Source organism: Burkholderia sp. Ac-20379 (assembly GCF_017104645.1).
GTDB lineage: Bacteria > Pseudomonadota > Gammaproteobacteria > Burkholderiales > Burkholderiaceae > Burkholderia.
In genome coordinates this window covers 1-18,207 of the sequence record NZ_JAAGPF010000142.1, presented here as the reverse complement: position 1 = coordinate 18,207, position 18,207 = coordinate 1, and the positions used below count along the sequence as shown (strand labels likewise).

Annotated in this window: 17 protein-coding genes and 2 pseudogenes; 6 read left to right on the top strand and 13 right to left on the bottom strand. The window is 69.7% G+C overall.

What is annotated here, in order from left to right; all coding sequences use genetic code 11:
• Positions 1-299: 299 nt before the first annotated feature.
• The 4 genes from G3N92_RS18765 to G3N92_RS18750 form a co-directional block, all read right to left on the bottom strand.
• A complete protein-coding gene (locus G3N92_RS18765; RefSeq protein WP_206129029.1) occupies positions 300-1,178 on the bottom strand; it encodes a PhzF family phenazine biosynthesis protein in 879 nt (292 codons plus the stop codon).
• The gene (locus G3N92_RS18760; RefSeq protein WP_206129028.1) at positions 1,175-2,212 is read right to left on the bottom strand and encodes a threonine aldolase family protein; all 1,038 of its coding nucleotides are present in this window, start codon (positions 2,210-2,212) and stop codon (positions 1,175-1,177) included. Before G3N92_RS18760 ends, G3N92_RS18765 begins: the two co-directional genes overlap by 4 nt.
• Complete coding sequence (locus G3N92_RS18755) at positions 2,209-3,270, bottom strand: carbon-nitrogen hydrolase family protein (RefSeq protein WP_206129027.1); 1,062 nt, start codon at positions 3,268-3,270, stop codon at positions 2,209-2,211. Before G3N92_RS18755 ends, G3N92_RS18760 begins: the two co-directional genes overlap by 4 nt.
• A gap of 124 nt (positions 3,271-3,394) precedes the next feature.
• Positions 3,395-4,288, bottom strand: a complete 894-nt coding sequence (locus tag G3N92_RS18750) for a LysR substrate-binding domain-containing protein (RefSeq protein ID WP_206129026.1) — start codon at positions 4,286-4,288, stop codon at positions 3,395-3,397.
• A gap of 93 nt (positions 4,289-4,381) precedes the next feature.
• Between G3N92_RS18750 and G3N92_RS18745 the strand changes: the two genes are divergently transcribed.
• The gene (locus tag G3N92_RS18745) at positions 4,382-4,576 is read left to right on the top strand and encodes a hypothetical protein (RefSeq protein WP_206129031.1); all 195 of its coding nucleotides are present in this window, start codon (positions 4,382-4,384) and stop codon (positions 4,574-4,576) included.
• Positions 4,577-4,621: 45 nt separating this feature from the next.
• On the opposite strand, the gene G3N92_RS18740 is transcribed toward G3N92_RS18745, so the two are convergent.
• Positions 4,622-4,885: a cupin domain-containing protein gene (locus tag G3N92_RS18740; protein ID WP_206129025.1), complete on the bottom strand. Its 264-nt coding sequence runs from the start codon at positions 4,883-4,885 to the stop codon at positions 4,622-4,624.
• A 358-nt stretch (positions 4,886-5,243) separates the two neighbouring features.
• On the opposite strand from G3N92_RS18740, the pseudogene G3N92_RS18735 reads away from it, so the two are divergent.
• Positions 5,244-5,651 (top strand): annotated as a pseudogene (locus G3N92_RS18735) (peptidoglycan DD-metalloendopeptidase family protein); the annotation flags it as partial.
• 130 nt (positions 5,652-5,781) lie between these two features.
• Positions 5,782-6,669 carry a class A beta-lactamase gene (gene bla, locus G3N92_RS18730; protein WP_206129023.1) on the top strand — a complete coding sequence of 296 codons (888 nt, stop codon included), beginning with the start codon at positions 5,782-5,784 and terminating at the stop codon, positions 6,667-6,669.
• A gap of 296 nt (positions 6,670-6,965) precedes the next feature.
• Here bla and G3N92_RS18725 read toward each other — a convergent pair whose 3' ends face one another.
• The 5 genes from G3N92_RS18725 to G3N92_RS18705 form a co-directional block, all read right to left on the bottom strand.
• Entirely contained in the window at positions 6,966-7,220 is a 255-nt protein-coding gene (locus tag G3N92_RS18725) for a GlsB/YeaQ/YmgE family stress response membrane protein (RefSeq protein WP_206129022.1), read from the bottom strand.
• A gap of 152 nt (positions 7,221-7,372) precedes the next feature.
• A complete protein-coding gene (locus G3N92_RS18720) occupies positions 7,373-8,155 on the bottom strand; it encodes an ABC transporter ATP-binding protein (RefSeq protein WP_241014880.1) in 783 nt (260 codons plus the stop codon).
• Entirely contained in the window at positions 8,152-9,030 is an 879-nt protein-coding gene (locus G3N92_RS18715; protein ID WP_206129021.1) for an ABC transporter ATP-binding protein, read from the bottom strand. Before G3N92_RS18715 ends, G3N92_RS18720 begins: the two co-directional genes overlap by 4 nt.
• 2 nt (positions 9,031-9,032) lie before the next feature.
• On the bottom strand, positions 9,033-9,971 hold the full coding sequence (nikC, locus tag G3N92_RS18710; protein ID WP_206129020.1) for a nickel transporter permease: 939 nt from the start codon (positions 9,969-9,971) through the stop codon (positions 9,033-9,035).
• Positions 9,972-10,003: 32 nt separating this feature from the next.
• The gene (locus G3N92_RS18705; protein WP_206129019.1) at positions 10,004-11,074 is read right to left on the bottom strand and encodes an ABC transporter permease; all 1,071 of its coding nucleotides are present in this window, start codon (positions 11,072-11,074) and stop codon (positions 10,004-10,006) included.
• Positions 11,075-11,296: 222 nt separating this feature from the next.
• On the opposite strand from G3N92_RS18705, the gene G3N92_RS18700 reads away from it, so the two are divergent.
• Positions 11,297-12,946 carry a hypothetical protein gene (locus G3N92_RS18700; protein WP_206129018.1) on the top strand — a complete coding sequence of 550 codons (1,650 nt, stop codon included), beginning with the start codon at positions 11,297-11,299 and terminating at the stop codon, positions 12,944-12,946.
• A 45-nt stretch (positions 12,947-12,991) separates the two neighbouring features.
• Here the strand turns inward: G3N92_RS18700 and G3N92_RS18695 are convergent, their stop codons facing one another.
• Complete coding sequence (locus tag G3N92_RS18695; RefSeq protein ID WP_206129017.1) at positions 12,992-14,614, bottom strand: ABC transporter substrate-binding protein; 1,623 nt, start codon at positions 14,612-14,614, stop codon at positions 12,992-12,994.
• Positions 14,615-14,737: 123 nt separating this feature from the next.
• Between G3N92_RS18695 and G3N92_RS18690 the strand changes: the two are divergent.
• Positions 14,738-15,298: pseudogene (locus G3N92_RS18690) on the top strand (IS5 family transposase).
• A gap of 98 nt (positions 15,299-15,396) precedes the next feature.
• Positions 15,397-15,978 (top strand): hypothetical protein, encoded by a 582-nt coding sequence (locus G3N92_RS18685; protein WP_206129015.1) that lies wholly within the window; start codon positions 15,397-15,399, stop codon positions 15,976-15,978.
• A gap of 18 nt (positions 15,979-15,996) precedes the next feature.
• On the opposite strand, the gene G3N92_RS18680 is transcribed toward G3N92_RS18685, so the two are convergent.
• Positions 15,997-17,586, bottom strand: a complete 1,590-nt coding sequence (locus G3N92_RS18680; RefSeq protein ID WP_206129014.1) for an ABC transporter substrate-binding protein — start codon at positions 17,584-17,586, stop codon at positions 15,997-15,999.
• 86 nt (positions 17,587-17,672) lie between these two features.
• Positions 17,673-18,077, bottom strand: a complete 405-nt coding sequence (locus tag G3N92_RS18675) for a hypothetical protein (RefSeq protein WP_241014879.1) — start codon at positions 18,075-18,077, stop codon at positions 17,673-17,675.
• Between the last annotated feature and the right edge of the window lie 130 nt (positions 18,078-18,207).

Here is an 18,207-nt window from a genome sequence, read left to right as displayed (position 1 = left end):
TTCGCGCCGGAGCGCGGCTTCGACGACCGGATCCGCCTGAACTGCGGCTACCCGCTCGACGATGCGCGCCGCGCGGCGCTGGCGCGGCTGGCGGCGATGATCGGCGAGGCGGGGTGAGCTTGCATCGCGGCGCGAAGCCACCGCGTTGTCGTGCGGCACCGGCACCGCGTCGGCTCAAAGCAGCAGCGTGCCTCGCGACACTGGCGCCGAGGGGGCTCGACGTCTCGGCGTACCTTGAATACCGGTACCGCCGGGCCTCAAAGCTGCAGCGTGTCCAGGGGCACCAGTACAGCGTCGGCTCAAAGCTGCAATGTGCCTTGCGACACCAGCATCGCGTGGCCGCCGATCTCCAGCCGCCGTTCTTGATCGGGGCCGCGCCAATGAAGCGTCGCATCGCGGCCGACGTACGCGCCCTGCGTCGCCACCGCATTCGCGCCGTTCTCGCGCCAGCCGCGCAGCGCGGCGATCAGTGCCGCCGCGCAGGCGTTGCCGCCGCCGCAGGCCGCATCCTCGTCCACGCCGATCGCCGGCCCGAACGAGCGCACGGCAATATCGTGCCGAGCTGGCCTGGCGGGCGTCACGACCGTGACGCCCGATACGCGATGCCGCGCGCTCAAGGCCTCGATCGCGGGCAGATCGGGGGCGAGCCGGTCGAGCAAGTCAGGCCGTTCGCCGTGCACGACGAGCCAGCGCGCGCCCGCTTCGACGCAGGCAACCGAGACGGCTTGCTCCGGCGCGATGCCGAGCGCCGCGCTCACTTCACGCGCGGCCGGCGCATCGAGCATCGCCACCTCCGCCCGCGGCGTCCGAAACCAGATCCGCCCGTGCGCGCCTTCGTCCACGCGCATCGTCACCGGCCCGAACGGGCTGGCCTGCACGAGCCGCCCCGGCAGCGCCGCGCGCGGCGCAACGCGCCCCGTGGCCAGCAACGCATGGGCCGTGCCGATCGACGGATGCCCGGCGAACGGCAGCTCGCGGCGCGGCGACCAGATCCGCACGCGGTAATCCGCTTCGGCGTCGCCGGGCGTGGCGAACACCGTCTCGGGCATGCCTGTCCACGCGGCCAGCGCGAGCATGGCCGCATCGGACGGCGTGGCGTCGGCGATCACCACGGCCACCGGGTTGCCGCGCAGCGCCTGCTGCGTGAACACGTCGACGAGACACAGGGCGGCGTTCACGACAGCGACGCCCCGGCCAGCTCGACGAGCACCTCGGCGGCGCGCTCGCAATCGGCCTGCGACACGTCGAGATGCGTGGTGAGGCGGATCCGCCGCGCATCGAGCGCGCGAATCCGCACGCCGCGCGCGAGCGCCTCGGCGGCGAACGCGTGCGCGTCGAGCCGCAGGCCGTCGAGATCGAACAGCAGGATGTTGGTGGGCGGCGGGGCGGCGTCGAGCCGGAAGCCGGCCTGGCCGGCCAGCCGGGCGGCGATGCGCGCGGCGTTGGCGTGATCGTCGGCGAGGCGGTCGACATGGTGATCGAGCGCATGCAGCGCCGCCGCCGCAAGCACGCCCGACTGGCGCATCGCGCCGCCGAGCCGGTACTTCCAGACCCAGGCCTGCCGCACGAATTCGCCGCTGCCGCACAGCACCGCGCCCACCGGGCAGCCGAGCCCCTTGCTGAAATCGATCCAGGCGCTGTCCCAGCCCGCCGTGTGGACAGACGCCGCCACGCCGCTGGCCACGGCCGCGTTGAGCAGCCGCGCGCCGTCCATGTGGGCGATCAATCCGGCCTCGTGCGCCACGTCGCGCACCGCGCGCAGCGTGTCGAGCGGCCACACCGCGCCGCCGCTGAAATTGGTGGTCTGCTCGACCGACACCATCGCCGAGCGCGGCGCGGTGCGCGACGGCGCGCGGATCGCGGCGCGGCACTGCTCGGCGCTGAAGATGCCGTCGCGCGTGGCGAGCGGCGCGATCGCCACGCCCGCGATGGCCGACGCGCCGGCGGCCTCGGTCGCGCAGAGGTGCGCGCCGGCGTCGGCGATCAGCTCGTCGCCGGGCCGTGTGTGAACCAGCGTGGCCACCAGGTTGCACATCGTGCCGGACGGCATGAACACGGCGTCCTCGTAGCCGAGCAGCGCGGCCACGCGCGCGCAGAGCGCGTTGGTGCTCGGGTCGTCGCCCGATTGCTCGTCGCCCACCGGGGCGGCGGCCATCGCCGCGCGCATCGCGGCGGTGGGGCGGGTTTGCGTATCGCTGTAGAGATCGATCATCGAAGGGTGTCGGCGGAACAGGAGTCGTCGGGCATGAACGGCGCGTAGAGCGCGTCGGCGCCGGGGTCGTCGCCGGGCTGCGCGCCGTCGAGGAACGTGGCGGGGCGCAGCGGGCGGCGGTCGACGCGCAGGTCGAACACGTCGAAGCGATTGTAGTAGCCGACCACGTCCTGGAACTGCTTCGGCACCACGCATTTCGCCAGATCGATGTCGGCGTAGACGATGCCTTCCTCGTCGCGCAGCACGTCGCTGATCACCGTGCCGTTCGGCCCGAAGATCATCGACACGCTTTTCGGCGATTCCTCGAGCAGGCGGCGCGCGCGGGCGTCGTCGCGCGCGATCAGGTCGATCGCCTCGGGCGGCAGGAAGCCCGACGCCACGATGTTGAACAGCTTGCCCTCGAACGCGTGCGCGCCCGCGCGCAGCCGGATCGCCGCCTCCAGGTCGTAGCCGCCCTCGCCGGGAGGATGGGTGGGCCAGCGCGGCGAGAACGAGGACACATGCACGTTCTCGCCCTGCGCCAGCAGCGCGAAACGCGCCAGCGAATTGGTGTTCTCGCCGCACACCAGCGCGCCGATCCGGCCGAGCGGCGTATCCACCACGCGCAGCCCGCTGCCGTCGCCGTTGGCCCAGGTCAGCTTTTCCCAATAGGTCGGCACCAGCTTGCGGTGGCGGTTCAGCAGGCTGCCGTCCGCGCCGATCAGCAGGTTGGTGTCCCAGATGCAGGCCGGGCTCACGTGGGTGCCTTCGTTGATGCCGATCGACACGATCACGCCGTGACGGCGCGCCGCGTCCTGCAACTGCCGCACCTCGGGGCCGGGCACGCGGATCGCGCCGGCGGCCAGGCGCTCGAAGAACGGATGCACGTCGACCGGCGCGAACACGCCCGACCATACCGGGAACGACGAGACGAACGCCTCGGGAAACGCCACCAGCGCCGCGCCGTTGGCGGCGGCCTCGGCGATCAGCGCGCAGGCCTTGTCGACGGTGCGGGGCGTATCGAAGTAGTAGGGCGCGACGTGGCAGGCGGCCGCGCGAAATGCCGGATAGGTGTTCATGATCGACGGGAAACACGGGTAGCGGGAGAGCGATCATTCTCGGGGGGCCGCCGGCCGGTGTCGATGCACAGTGCTTCGCGAAAACGCTGGCACACGGAGGCGGCCGGCCCCGCTCGCGGCGGCTTCAGGCCACCGCGCCCGCGCTCAGGAACTCGGCGAATTCGCGCGTGTAGCTCGGCAGCGCGTCGAAATCGCGCGCGCACAGCACGAGCCGCCGGTAGGCCCAGTCGTCGGTCAGCTCGACGGTGGCCAGCCGCATGGTGCGCATCGCGCGCTGCGCCGCGTGCCGCGACACGATGCCGATCCCCACGCCGCTCTCGATCACGCGGCAGATCGCGTCGAAGCTGCGCAACTGCGCGCGGTACGTGATGCGCTTGCCGATCGCGCGCGCCTGGTCGGCCAGATGGGCGTGCAGCGCGCTGCCGTCGGTCAGGCCGACGAATTCCGCGCCGACGATCTGCTCGAACGCCACCGTCTCGCGCCGCGCGAGCGGATCGGACGCGGCGGCCACCACCAGCAGCCAATCCTCGCGGAACGGCCGCTGTTCGAGGCCGTCCAGCCCGACCGAATCGGCGACGATGCCGACATCGGCCGTGCGGCTGCGGATCGCGTGCACGATGTCCTCGCTCGAGCGTTCCTCGACGCTGATCGAGATCTGCGGCCGCGCCGGCAGGTAGGCGGCCAGCGCGTCGGGCAGGTATTCGCTGAGCGAGGCGGTGTTGCACAGCAGCCGGATGCGGGCGCGCAGCCCCTCGCCGAACTGTTGCAGCTCGCCGTGCATCTGCTCGATCTGCTGCAGCACCACGCGCGCGTGATGTTCGAGCGAGCGGCCCGCGTCGGTCGGCTGCGCGCCGCCCTTGGTGCGATGCAGCAGCGGCACGCCGAGCGTGTCCTCCATGCCGCGAATCCGTTCGCTGGCCGATTGCAGCGCGATGTGCGTGCGTTCCGCGCCGCCGGTGATGCTGCCGGCCTGGCACACGTTCAGGAACAGCCGCAGGTCGGTGAGATCGAATCGCATAGGGGAAAGGGCTCCGGTGGCAGGCGATACGCTAACAGGGATCGCGGCGCGGCGGTCTCAGGCCGTGCCTGAGGCTTCCTGAGCGAGATCCGCATGGCGGACGCCAAGGCGCGCGCGCATCATGAAACGCACCACGACGCCGGTGTGCGTCGCGCGATCAACGGCAAGGTGACGGAAATGGATGGCAGTCCCGATTGGTTCGTCTCGTTCAAGCTCGCGCTGCATCTCGTGATGCTGTGCATCGGCGCGGCCACCGCGTGGGCCGCGCTGCTCGACCGGTTCGGCTGAGCGCGCGGTTTGCACGCGGCTCGCGCGCGTCGGCCGGTTTGCGGGCTACTTGCGGCCGGCCAGGTATTCGACGCCGTCCGGGCCGTAGGTTTCGGCGTGCGGCGTGTTCGGCGGCAGATGGAACACGTCGCCGGGGCGGTAGCAGGTGTCCACGCCCGCCACGCGCAGCGTGATTTCGCCGGCCACGATCAGCGCGCGGGCCTCGAACGGATGCGTGTGCTCGTCGAGCGTGCCGGCCAGGCGCTTGACGGGCATCGGCGCGGGGAAGCCGTCGCGGGCGAGTTCGGCGAGGAAGGTGGGCTGATCCATGGCGGGGCTCCGGGGGCGGTATCGGGTATCGGGTATCGGGGGCGGGCGCATTCGGCCTCTGGCATGGCAGTATGCGCGAATCCGCATGCCGCCATCCATCGCTGCACTTTGTCAGATTTGTTTGCATCCGGTTACAGGTGCCGCGCGCCGATTTTGAGATCCTTGCGGCCCGATCAGTCGACCCGAATCGCGCATGCCTGCCCCGTTTTTCTCGCTGTCCCGCGGCGTCGCCCGCTGCCTTGCATTGGCCGCCGTGTGCGCCGCCGCCGGCTGCGCGAGCGGCCCGCAGCCCATGCCGCCGAGCGACACGCTGGCGGACGCCCGGTCCGCCGTGCAGATCCCGGCCGCCGAGGCCGCGCGGATCGTGCGCGCGACGCGCCGCCATGCCCAGCGCGTCGCGCTGGCCTGGCCCGCCGATGGCCCGGTGGTGGAGCGTTTCCAGCCCGGCCGCAACCGCGGCATTCGGATTGCCGCGGGCGCGGGCGGCGCGGTGCGTGCCGCCGCCGACGGCCGCGTGATGTACGCCGGCACCGGCCTCAACGATTACGGCTCACTCGTGATCGTCCAGCACAACGCCGATTTCCTGACCGCCTACGCGCGCAGCAGCCGGCTGCTGGTGAAGACCGGCGACATCGTCCGCCAGGGCGAGCCGATCGCCGAAGCGGGCGGCGGGAGCCTCGGCGGTGCCGGTGCGGTGATGTTCGAGGTGCGCCGCGACGGCAAGCCGGTCGATCCGGCCGGGTATCTGCCGGTGCGGCAGGGGTGAGCGCGCGGGCCTGGCCGGCCGCCCAGCCGGTTCGCTGCACGCAACGCGAACCATTCGCCCGCCGCGTCTGTCAGAATCGGCTTCGGCGCATCCGCACCGATCCCTCTTCCCACGACATCGCTTTCCAGCCATGACCCATTCCCCGCTTCGCCGCTCGCTGTTGCTCGCCGCCGTGTCCGCGCCCGTTCTGGCCGCCTGCGCCACATCGCGCGAGGGCAACGCCAAGGTCGCCGACGCCGAGCGCCAGCTCGCGGCGATCGAAGCCTCGTTCGGCGGCCGGCTCGGCGTCGCCGCCATCGACACCGGCAGCAAGGCCCGCATCATGTACCGCGCCGACGAGCGCTTCGCGTTCTGCAGCACGTTCAAGACGATCCTCGTGGCGGCCGTGCTGGCGCGCGCGAGCGGCGACGCGCGGCTGATGTCGAGCGTGATCCGCTACACGCCGCACGATCTCGTCAACTACTCGCCGGTGTCGAGCAAGCATGTGGCCACCGGCATGACCGTGGCCGCCTTGTGCGCCGCCGCGCTGCAATACAGCGACAATTCGGCGGCGAACCTGCTGATCCGCCTGCTCGGCGGCCCGGCGGCCGTCACTGCCTACGCGCGCGCCACCGGCGACCCCGCGTTCCGGCTCGACCGCATCGAAACCGCGCTGAACGACGCCGTGCCCGGCGACGAGCGCGACACCACCACGCCCGGCGCGATGGCCGAAACGCTGCGTCGCATCACGCTCGGCGACACGCTCGATCCGGCGGGCCGCGCGCAACTGGTGACGTGGATGCTCGGCAACACCACCGGCGACACGCGGATCCGCGCCGGCGCGCCGGCCGGCTGGCGCGTGGCCGACAAGACGGGCAGCGGCGATTACGGCAGCGCGAACGACGTGGCCGTGCTGTATCCGCCTAACCGCGCGCCGGTCGTGTTGGCCGTCTACACCACGCGCCCGGCCAAGGACGCGGCGTACGACAACGCGGCGATTGCGTCGGTCGCGCGGGTGGTGACGTCGGTGTTTGCGTAACGCGGTGCGGCAGCCCGGCGGCGCGGCCGTCCGCCGGTCATCCACGGCGATCGTCGCGGCCTCGCCGCGCCCCGATTGGGCCGGCAGCGGGATCGGCGCATCGGTCGCGGCGAGCGGGGCGGTCGCACGCATCGACGAACGCGATGTCGCCAGCGGCCGGGCCGGGTTTGATGGGTGCGGCGCCAAACTTGCCGGATTGAGCCGGCGGCGCGCGGAAGGAAGAACGGACAAGCGCGCGGAACGGCGCGTGTCCGGCGAAACCGGGCGCCGCCGGCCGGCAGCGCCCCGGGCCAGCCTCAGGCGGCGCGCTTGCGCACCGCGCCGACCACCACCAGCAGCACGATCGCGCCGATGATCGAGGCGATCCAGCCGGCGCCCTGGCCGGGCTGATACCAGCCGGCCGCGCGGCCCACATAGCCTGCGACGACCGAACCGGCGATGCCGAGCACGATGGTCATGACGATGCCCATCTTGTCGTTGCCGGGTTTCAGTGCGCGGGCGAGCAAGCCGACCACCAGGCCGACCACGAGCGTTTCGATGAGATGAATCACGGGCGCTCCTCATTCAGTTGAACGAAAGTGCAGCCCCGGGCGGGCTTGCCGGTCAAGCGATCCGCCGGGCCTGCCGTGCGATGGTACGACAGTCGCATGCTCGCCCGCGAATTCTGGCGGGCGCGTGCACGACCATCGCCGCAACGCTCCCGTCAGGCCTCGGCGCGCCGATAACCGTCGATCGCGCGCAGCAGCGTGCGTGTGTAGTCGCTCGTCACGCGCGCCTCGCGCAGCGCCGCGATCTCCAGTTGCTCGACCACCGCGCCGTGCTGCATGACGGCCAGCCGCTCGCACAGAAAGCCGATCACGGCGAGATTGTGGCTGACCAGCAGCATCGTCAGCCCGCGCTCGCGATGCAGCCGGCGCAGCAGGTTCAGGATTTCGGCCTGCACGGATACGTCGAGCGCGGAGGTCGGCTCGTCGAGCAGCAGCACGCGCGGCTCGACGATCAGCGCGCGCGCGATCGCCACGCGCTGGCGCTGGCCGCCCGAGAGCTGATGCGGATAGCGGAAGCGGAACGCGGCCCCGAGCCCGACCTCGGCCAGCGCGCGCGGAATGCGGGTGTCGGCGCCGGCGATGCCGTGGATCGCGAGCGGCTCGCGCAGCGTTTCGTCCACGGTGAAGCGCGGGTGCAGCGATGCGTAGGGATCCTGAAACACCATCTGCACGTCGCGCCGGAACGCGCGGTCGAGCTTGCCGCTCACCGGGCGGCCGTCGATCGCGAGCGTGCCGCCGGCCAGCGGCGCGAGGCCCGTCAGCGCGCGCAGCAGCGTGGATTTGCCCGAACCGGATTCGCCCACCAGCCCGAACGCACCGCCGCGCGGCACGGCGAAGCTGACGTCGCGCACGGCGTCCACATGGCCGGTGCGCGTGGCGAAGCGCACCGCGGCGTGACGCACGTCGATCATCGGGCGCGCGGTGTCGGCGGCGTTCATCGTCCGGTCTCCTCGAACCAGGCCGGGTCGCGCGCGAGCACCGGCAGTTGATCGGGCGGCGCTTGCAGCGGCGGCGTCGCGCCGAGCAGGCCGCGCGTGTACGGATGCTGCGCGTGCGCGAGATCGCGCGCGGCGCAGGTTTCCACCACGCGGCCGCCCACCATCACGGCCACGCGGTCGCAGAACGACATTACCAGCGGCAGGTCGTGGCTGATGAACATCAGGCTCGAGCCGTGGCGCGCCACCATCGCGTCGAGCACGGCGAGCACCTGCATCGAGACGGCGGTGTCGAGTGCCGAGGTGGGCTCGTCGGCGATCAGCAGGCGCGGGCCGGTGGACACCATCATTGCAATCATCACGCGCTGGCCCATGCCGCCGGACAGTTCATGCGGCCAGGCGTCGGCCACGCGCTGCGGATCGCGGATCTCCACGGCCGCCAGCGCCTCGACGATGCGCTCGCGCAGCGCCCGCCCGCGCAGGCCCGGCTCGCGCAGCCGGAACGCCTCGGCCATCTGCTGCGCCACCGTCATCACCGGGTTCAGCGAATATTTCGGATCCTGCAGAATCATCGCGATCTCGGCGCCGCACAGCCGGCGCCGCTCGGCCGGGCGCATCGCCTGCAGGTCGCGGCCGGCGAAGCGCAGCGTGCGCGCCGACCACTGCGCGGCCTCGGGCAGCAGGCCGAGCAGCGCGCGCCCGGTCAGCGATTTGCCGGAGCCGGATTCGCCGACGATGCCGAGCCGTTCGCCCGGCGCGAGCGTGAGCGACAGGTCGCGCACGGCGTCGGCGAGCCGGCCGTCGTGGCCGCGAAAGCCGATCCGCAGCCCGTCGATCTCGACGAGCGGCGCGGCCGATGGGGAGAAAGCGTGCGTCATCGTCAGGCTCCGTGGCGCGGGTCGAGCACGTCGCGCAGCCCGTCGCCGAGCAGGTTGAACGCGAGGCTGACGAGCAGGATCGCGCCGCCGGGCAGCGTGGCCACCCACCAGGCGTCGAGCAGCACGTTGCGGCCCGAGGCCACCATGAAGCCCCATTCCGGGCTGGGCGGCTGCGCGCCGAGGCCGAGGAAGCCGAGCCCGGCCACTGTCAGGATGATGCCGGCCATGTCGAGCGTGGCGCGCACGATCACCGACGACAGGCACATCGGCACGATGTAGCGGCGCAGGATGCGCGTGCCCGAGGCGCCCTGCAGGCGCGCGGCGTGGATGAAATCGGCCTGCGCGATACGGATCGTCTCGGCGCGCGCGAGCCGCGCGTAGGCGGGCCACGCGGTGATCGAGATCGCCACCACCGCGTTGACCACGCCCGGCCCGAGCGCGGCGGCGAACGCCAGCGCCAGCACGATCTTCGGGAACGCCAGCGCGATGTCGGTGATGCGCATCAGCACGCTGTCGACGAAGCCGCCGACGAAGCCCGCCGTGGTGCCGATCAGCACGCCGATCGGCACCACGATCGCCACCACCAGGATCGCGATGCCGAGCGTGATGCGCGAGCCGGCGATCAGACGCGAGAGGATGTCGCGGCCGAGCTGGTCGGTGCCGAGCCAGTGCGAGGGCGAGCCGGGCGGCAGCAGGCGATCGTTCAGCACCTGGCGCAGCGGGTCGTGCGGCATGACGAGCGGCGCGGCGATCGCGAGCAGCACCAGCGCGCCGAGGATCGCCAGGCCGAGCAGGTTCAGCGGATTGCGCGCGAAGCGGCGCCAGCGGCGGTAGGCGAGGCCGAGCGAGGCCTGCGAGCGCGAGGCCGGCGCGTCGCTGAGCAGCCACGCGCGCCAGCCGGAGCCGGGCGCTGCGTCGGGGGAAACGGGGGGCTGGGTCATCGTGAATCCGTCGGGTGCGGCGAGGCGGCGCGTCAGCGCGCGCGCGGATCGAACACGCGGTAGAGCGCGTCGGTCAGCAGGTTGATCGTGATGAACATCGCGCCGATCACGAGCGTGGCGCCGAGCACGGCGTTCATGTCGCCGTTCAGCAGCGCGCCGGTCAGGTACGAACCGATGCCGGGCCACGCGAACACGATCTCGGTCAGCACCGAGCCTTCGAGCAGGTTGCTGTAGGTCAGCGCGATCACCGTGAGCAGCGGCACGGCGATGTTGCCGAACGCGTGCCGCCAGATCACGCGCCGCTCGGGCACGCCCTTGGCGCGCGCGGTGACGATGTATTCCTGGCTCAGTTGATCGAGCATGAACGAGCGCGTCATGCGGCTCAGGTAGGCCACCGAGTAGTAGCCGAGGATCGAGGCCGGCAGCACGATGTGCGAGAGCGCGTCGCGGAACACGTCCCATTCGCCGGCCAGCGCCGAATCCAGCAGCAGGCTGCCGGTGCGCGCATCCACCATGCCGTCCCAGGCCGGATCGATCCGCCCCGGGCCGCCCACCCAGTGCAGCTTCGCGTAGAACAGCAGCAGGCCCATCAGGCCGAGCCAGAACACCGGCACCGAGCTGCCGATCAGGCCGACGAAGCGCGCGACGTGATCGATCGGGCGGTTGTGGCGCACCGCGGCGGCCACGCCGAGCGGCACGCCGATGCCGATGCCGATCGCGGTGGCGATCGTGGCGAGTTCGAGCGTGGCCGGGAACACGCGCAGGATGTCGTCGCGCACCGGGTTCGAGGTCAGCAGCGAGATGCCGAGGTTGCCGTGCAGCACGTCGCGCGCGTAGATCAGGAATTGCGTAAGCAGCGGCTGGTCGAGCCCGAGCGCGACGCGTTCGGCCGCGTAGGCCGCCGGCGAGGCGCGGTCGCCGAGCACCGCCAGCACCGGGTCGATCGGCACCTTGCGGCCGATCACGAACGTCAGCGCGAGCAGCCCCGCGAAGGTGACCGCGAGCGTCAGCGCCCAACGCACGATGCGCAGCATCCAGCGCGCGAGCGGGCGTCGCGCGGGCAGCGTGCGCAGCGCGTCGAACAGCGTGGTGGGGGACGACATCGGGCGGAACATCTCCTGAGCGGTGAAATCGTTCGCGCGGCGAGCGGCGCGAACCCGAAGTATGCCGGATGCGCGGGGGGGCGAAAACCGGCGGCAAAAACCGGGCGGCCCATCGCGGCGATGCGCACCCTCGCATTTCGCCTATCATTCGCGTGGACTGCGGCCCGCGATGGCCTGCGCGGGGGCGTTCGTCACGACGATCACCATACGAAGGGAAATAACATGAGAGCAATCGCTGTATTCCTGCTGTCGATCTGCTGCAGCCTGAGCTGTGGCAGTGCGATGGCCGCGGGGGAAGTCATCGGCGGGGTCGACGGCTTCGGCACGGATGCCTCGGGCAACCCGGTGCTATCGGGGTGGATCTGCCAAGTCGGCAATCCCGCGCCGATCCAGCTCGATCTCTACTTGAACCAGCCTTATTCTCCGCAAGCGGGCGCCTCCGGCTTCTTCGTCGGGCGCTTCGCGGCGAACCAGCCGAGCGAGCCGGCGATCGCCTCGCAATGCGGCACCAGCGGCGCCAACTACCGCTTCGCGGTCACGCTGGCGTCGAACCAGTACCTGGCGGGTTCATCGGTATTCGCCTACGGGATCCTGCCGACGGGCGGCACGCAACTGTCGGCGGGCGCCTCGTTCCGAATCCCGGCCAATCCGAACGGCGCGGTGCATCCGGGCTCGGTGGCGACCGGCGCGCCGCTGGTGGTCTACGACACGTTCTACGATTCGGGCGCGGGTTGCGCGCCCCTGATCGACACGGCGCTTTACCCGATCAGTTTCGCTTCGTCCGACGGCAACGGCGTGCTGGTGAAGTTTCCGGTGCTGTCCGACGACGGCCGCGATCTGAATTACCTGGTGACGGGGCAGATCAACGGCCAGGGCGCGGAGGTGCAGCCGTTTCATGCGAACTGCACGCCGGTGCTGGCGAGTCCGCAGAATCCCGACAGCAATGCTTTCGAGGGCAATATGTGGTTGGCCGGTTTCTACAAGGCGGCCAACGGCGACGTGTTCTCGTTGGTGCACAACGAGTATTACGGCGGCCATTATCCCGATGCGAACTTCCTGATCCCGTCCTCCGCCGGCTGCAGTCTCGGGCAACCGGCCGGTACGCCGATCAATGCGCTCGGCTGCACCTACGCCTCGCTGAGCATCGCCCGGATGCCGGCCGGCAGCAGCGGTTTCTCGCTGATCGGCGCGACACCTCAGCACGTCGTGGCGCGTCCGCAAGCAGCCTATGCGCCGAACCTCGGCCGGCCGACCGGTTACTTCACCAATACCAATATCGTGTCGGGCGGGGATGGCTACGGCTACGCGCTGACCGTCGACAACCTCGCCTCGGGCGGCGATCGGCGCTGCCCGATCCGGACTCCGGACATCACCAACCCTGCCGCTTGGAAAGGCTGGGACGGCAGCGCCTATACGGTCGATACGCCGCACGGCGCGGATTGCGTCGATGCGAACGGGCTGGGCGGCATCTTCCCGTTCTACGTTGGCTACAGCACGACGTTCCAGGCCTATATCGTGGTCGGCGCGGCACCGTCGAGCAGCGCCGCCAATGCGCCCGCGATGATCGCCTATGCGCTGTCGAAGGATTTCGTGCATTGGTCGCAGCCGGTCAGTTTCGGCGTGCCGATCTTCAACAGTTCGCCGGCGACCGGTTGGACGGCCAACAACTATGCCTCGCTGCTGGATGTCGGTCAGATCCAGAACAGCCAGGACGATCGGGCGTCGACGGGCGCGCTCGTGGGACAGGCGCCGTGGCTGGTGTTCCAGCAGCGCTACGTATGCACGTCCGCGCAGGATCCGGCGTGCCCGCCGGCCGGCCAGCCGCCGCGCACGCGCTACACGGCGGTGCCGCTGTCCTTCTCCAGCCAGTGAGGCATCGCCGCGCGGCGGCGGGTTGTCCTGCCGCCGCGCAGCCGCCTACTTCCTCAGTTGCCGGTACGACACCAGATCGTTGATCGGCCCGACCGCGAGGCCGGACACGCCCGGCGCGGTGGCCACCTGCGCCACCTTCTCGAACAGGATCACGAACGGCGAATTCGCCAGCACCGCCTTCTGCATCGCCTGATATTGCTTCGCGCGCTGCGCGGGCGACGGCTCGGCCAGTGCAGCGTCGGTCTGCTTCGTCAGCTCGGGAATGGCCCAGGCGTTGCGCCAGGCCAGCATCTTGTAGCGCGAGCTGTCCGAATTGTCGGGATTCCAGGCAAAGCCCTGCGCGTTGCTGTGCGGATCGATGTAGTCGGCCGACCAGTCGCCGATGTAGATGTCGTGCTGGCGCGCGCGGTATTTCGAGAGCGTCTGCTTGTTGTCGCCCGGGATCAGCGTGAGCTTGATGCCGGCCTGCGCGAAGTTGGCCTGGATCGCCTGCGCGATGTCGGTGTATGGGTAATCGTTGCGCACGTCCATCGTCACGGCGAAGCCGTTCGGCACGCCGGCCTTGGCGAGCAGCGCCTTCGCCTTCGCCACGTCGAGGTGGTACGGGTTGTCGCTCAGCGTGCCGAGGAAGCCTTCGGGTAGGAAGGTCTGGTGCACCTTGTAGAGGGTCTTGACGACGTTGCGCTGGATGCCGTCGTAATCCACCAGCCATTTCAGCGCTTCCTGCACCTCGGGTTTGGCGAGCGTGGGGTTCTTCGTGTTCAGGCCGAGATAGAGCAGCGTTGCTTGCGGCGACGCCGTCACCTTCGCCTTGCCGCTTTTCACGACGGCGGCCAGATCGTCGGAGCTCAGGTCGCGCGCGGCGTCGATGTCGCCGCTTTCGAGCATCAGCCGCTGGGTGGCGGCTTCCGGCACGTGGCGCAGCACGATGCGCTTCATCGCGAGCGGCAGCCGGTAGCCGTCGAAGCGTTGCAGCACGAGGCTGTCGCCGGCCGTCCACTTGACAAGCCGGTAGCCGCCGGAGCCGGCTTCGTGGGTCTTGAGCCAGCCGTTGCCGAAATCGCCGTTCTGCTGATTCGAGAGCAGCAGCGCGCGATCCACCACCGAGGCGGGCCACGCGCCGAGCACGTTGAGCACGAAGGTGGGCGCGTATTTGCGGTCGGTGCGGATCGTCACGGTGTGCGCGTCGACGGCCCGCACGTTCTGCCGGACGTTGTCGCGCGTCAGGCCGATGCCGGCCAGCACCGCGGCGGGGCCTTTGTCGAGCAGCACGGCGCGCTGGATCGACCAGGCCACGTCCTCGGCCGCGAGCGGGTTGCCCGAGTGGAACTTGAGGCCGTCGCGCAGCGTGAACGTGTAGGTGGTGCCGTCGGCGTCCACCTTCCAGGCCTGGGCGATGTCGCCGTCGAACTTCGACGGATCCTTCAGGTTCACGCGCACCAGCCGGTCGTAGACGTTCGCGATGTATTCCTCGGGCACCAGCTCGTAGACTTCGGCCGGATCGAGCGTCGAGAACTCGTCGAGCAGCGTGGCCATCACGAACATGTCCTTCGGCGTGGCGGCCGCCGCGTCGCGCGCGGGCAGGGCTGTCAGCGCGGCGCAGAGGGAGACGGCGGCGAGCGCCATCGGCAGCTTCGGGGCGTGCAGCAGGGGTATCCGCAGGGTCATACGCTCTCCGTCGAATCGGGCCCGGGTATTACATCAGACATTCGGGCGCGACCTAAGAGGCCAGTTCAAAAACCTCAGAGAGGGGCTGTTAACCTTGAGTCCCAGAACAGCGGAAGCCCAAGAATGCAAGCGCCGATCATTGACGATGAACTGTGGATATTGATCGAACCATTGCTGCCCCCTGCGAAGCCTCGTGCGAAGAGCGATCCTGGTCGTCCGCGCGTGTCCGATCGTGCGGCTCTCAACGGCATCCTGTGCTGGTGTATGGGACCAACTGCACGAGTTGCTGCTCGACAAATCGCGATCCTGACTGGCGCGAACACCAACGACGTCACGCAGTTGCTACCGCTCGTTGACGCGATTCCAACCATTCGCGGTGTTCGTGGCCGACCACTTCAGAAGCCAGGCGCCGTCTATGCCGATCGCGGCTACGATTCCAACCGACATCGGCGCGCGTTACGCGAGCGCCGAATCAAACCCGTGATCGCCAAGCGCCGGACCGAACATGGCAGCGGTCTCGGTCAATATCGTTGGGTGGTCGAACGTACGCACTCCTGGCTCCACAGTTTCCGTCGCCTACGCACACGCTTCGAGCGACGTGCCTATATTCACGAAGCATTCCTGAAACTTGGCTGCTCGCTTCTCTGTTGGAACATCTTCAGGCGAGCTGAGCAGGGTTTTTGAACTGGCCTCTAAGCGTGTCAAAATTCCGCGGCGCGCACGATGCGCGCCGACGGCGTGGCCACGCCGGTCGATAACGAAAAGAAACGCGGGGTGAGAGGATGAATCGAAAGGAAGCGCGGGCGCAGATCGCGCAGATGCTGGATGGCGGCAGCAGGAAGGCGACGGTGTTCGACAGCCTGTCGGGCCGCGGCGTCGCGGACAAGCGGCTGGCCTGGATGATCGCGTCGCACGTCGATCCGCAACGGGCGGCGGACAACCGGTTTCACGCCTGGGTGCTGGTCGGGGTGATGTTCCTGCAGTTGGTGTTCGGGTTGTTCGCGATGATGGGCGTCTGGCGACACACGTCGATCGTGGCGGGCCTGATCGTGCTGGTGCTCATGCTGGCCTGGTCGGGCCTGTTCATGTACGGTTTTCTCGTCAACCGGGCGGGCACCTACACCGCGGTCCTGATGCTCACCGTGGTGAGCGCGTTCCAGCGGCTCAAGGGCGGCGCTCACGGCGTGCAAGGCGTGAGCGGCGTCCATGTCGTTCACGCCGCTCATCCGGGCATGACGCTGTTCGGCTGGCTTCTGTCGTTCGCGCTGTTCGGCTACGTGCTGTTCGTGCGCCGGCGGCTGTTTCCCGATTTCGCCTGGATCGGGCCGCGCAAGCAGGGCGGGCAATACGTGTTCGTCGATTGACCGCCCCGGCTGCCGCGCTTACTTCTTCAACGTCCGATACGACGTCAGATCGTTGATCGGCCCGACTTCCGGCCCGGTCACGCCGGGCCGCGTCGCCACCTGCACCACCTTCTCGAACATGATCACGAACGGCGAGCGGTCGAGCACTTCCTGCTGCAGCTTGCGGTAGAGCGCCGCGCGCTTCGCGGGCGACGGCTCGGCGAGCGCCGCGTCGGTCTGCTTCGTCAGGTCGGGAATGGCCCAGGCGTTGCGCCAGGCCAGCATGCGCGACGGCGAGTTGTCCGAATTGTCGGGATTCCAGGCGAAGCCGCGCGCGTTGCTGTTCGGATCCATGTAATCGGGCGACCACTCGCCGATGAAGATGTCGTGCTGGCGCGCGCGATACTTGCCGATCGCCTGCTTGGCGTCGCCTGGCAGCAGCTTCACGCGGATCCCGGCCTGCGCGAAGTTCGCCTGCAGCGCCTGCGCGATCTCCACGTACGGATAATCGTTCGGCATGTCCATCGTCACGTCGAAGCCGTTCGGCAGGCCGGCCTTGGCGAGCAGCGCCTTGGCCTTGGCCACGTCGCGATGGTACGGATTGCTGTCGAGCACGCCGAGGAAGCCGTCGGGCAGGAAGGTTTCGTGCACCTTGTAGGTGGTCGAGATGATGTTGCGCTGGATGCCGTCGTAATCCACAAGCCACTTCATCGCCTGCTGCACCTCGGGCTTGGCGAGGTTCGGGTTCCTGGTGTTCAGGCTCAGGTACATCAGCGCGGCCACCGGCGTGGCGGCCACCTGGATCTTGTGCGCCTTGACGAGGCTCGCGAGGCTGTCGGGGCTCAGGTTGCGCGCGGCGTCCACGTCGCCGTTCTCGAGCAGCAGCCGCTGCGCCGACGCTTCCGGCACGTGACGCAGCACGATGCGCTTCATCGGATACGGCTGCGGATAGCCGTCGAAGCGTTGCAGCACGATGCTCTCGTTGGCCGTCCACTTCACGAGCTGATATGGGCCGGAGCCGGCGTCGCGGGTCTTGAGCCAGGCGTTGCCGAAATCGCCGCCGCTCGCATGCGATTCGAGCAGCTTGCGATCGACGATCGAGCCGGGGCCGGCGCTCAGCACGTTCAGCACGAAGCTCGGCGAAGTCTTGCGATCGGTTTGCAGCGTGACGGTGGCGGCGTCCACGGCGCGCACCTTCTGCATCACGTTGTCCTTGGTCAGGCCGAGATCGGCCAGCACGCTGGCCGGGCCCTTGCCGAGCAGCACCGTGCGCTGCAGCGACCAGGCCACGTCGTCGGCCGTCACCGGGTTGCCGGAATGGAATGTCAGGCCGGGCTTGAGCTTGAACGTGTAGGTCAGGCCGTCCGCGCCGACGCTCCACGATTGCGCGATGCGGCCGTCGAATTTCGACGGATCGCGCAGGTCCACGCGCACCAGCCGCTCATAGACGTTCGCCACGTATTCCGACGGCACCAGCTCGTAGATCTCGGCCGGATCGAGCGTGGTGAATTCGCCGATCTGGGTGGCGATCACGTAGATGCCGGGCGGCGTCGCGGCCGTGGCGGGAACGGCGGGTGCCAGCGCCGCGAGCGCGGCGGTGACGGCGAGCGTGGACATCAGGCGCTTCATGCAGGCTCCGTCGAATCGAATGAAGCCCCGATTCTCTCATTAACGCGCTGGCCGTCAGAAACCCGCCGCGCCTCGTGCGCCGATGCTTACCAGTAGAGGACGAACGCGCCGTCGGCGCGGCGCAGGCCGTGGCCCTGCAGCGTGATGCGGGCCGCGTTGCCGTCGCAGGCGAGCACGGCCTGATGCGTGACGAGCCCGTCGTGGACGATCAGCATGCCGTCGCGATAGGCGAAGAACTCGGGCGCGCCGTCGGGATCGGGCCACTGGTTCAGGCCGCTGCCGGGCGGCGTCGACAGCGACAGCGTGAAGCTGATCAGGTCGCCGGGGCCGGGTTCGCGGCCGGGGAACACGTCGCGGAACTGCAGATCGCGATGGACGTTCGCCACCGGCTTGCCGAACGCCGGATGCGGCAGGTAGATGTGGAAGCCCGGCAGCGCGGCGGGTTCGTGCGCGGCGGCCAGCACGGCCGGCGCGCCGAGGCAGCCGGCCACGGCGCCGGCCACCAGGTCGAGCAGCGGAGATCGGAAGAGCGTCGGGGAGGGAAAGAGTGTTGGTGGCAGGGTAGATCTCGGGGGGCGCCGTGTGAGTAAAAAAAAAAACAGAGTGAGTGTAGTGGGGAGG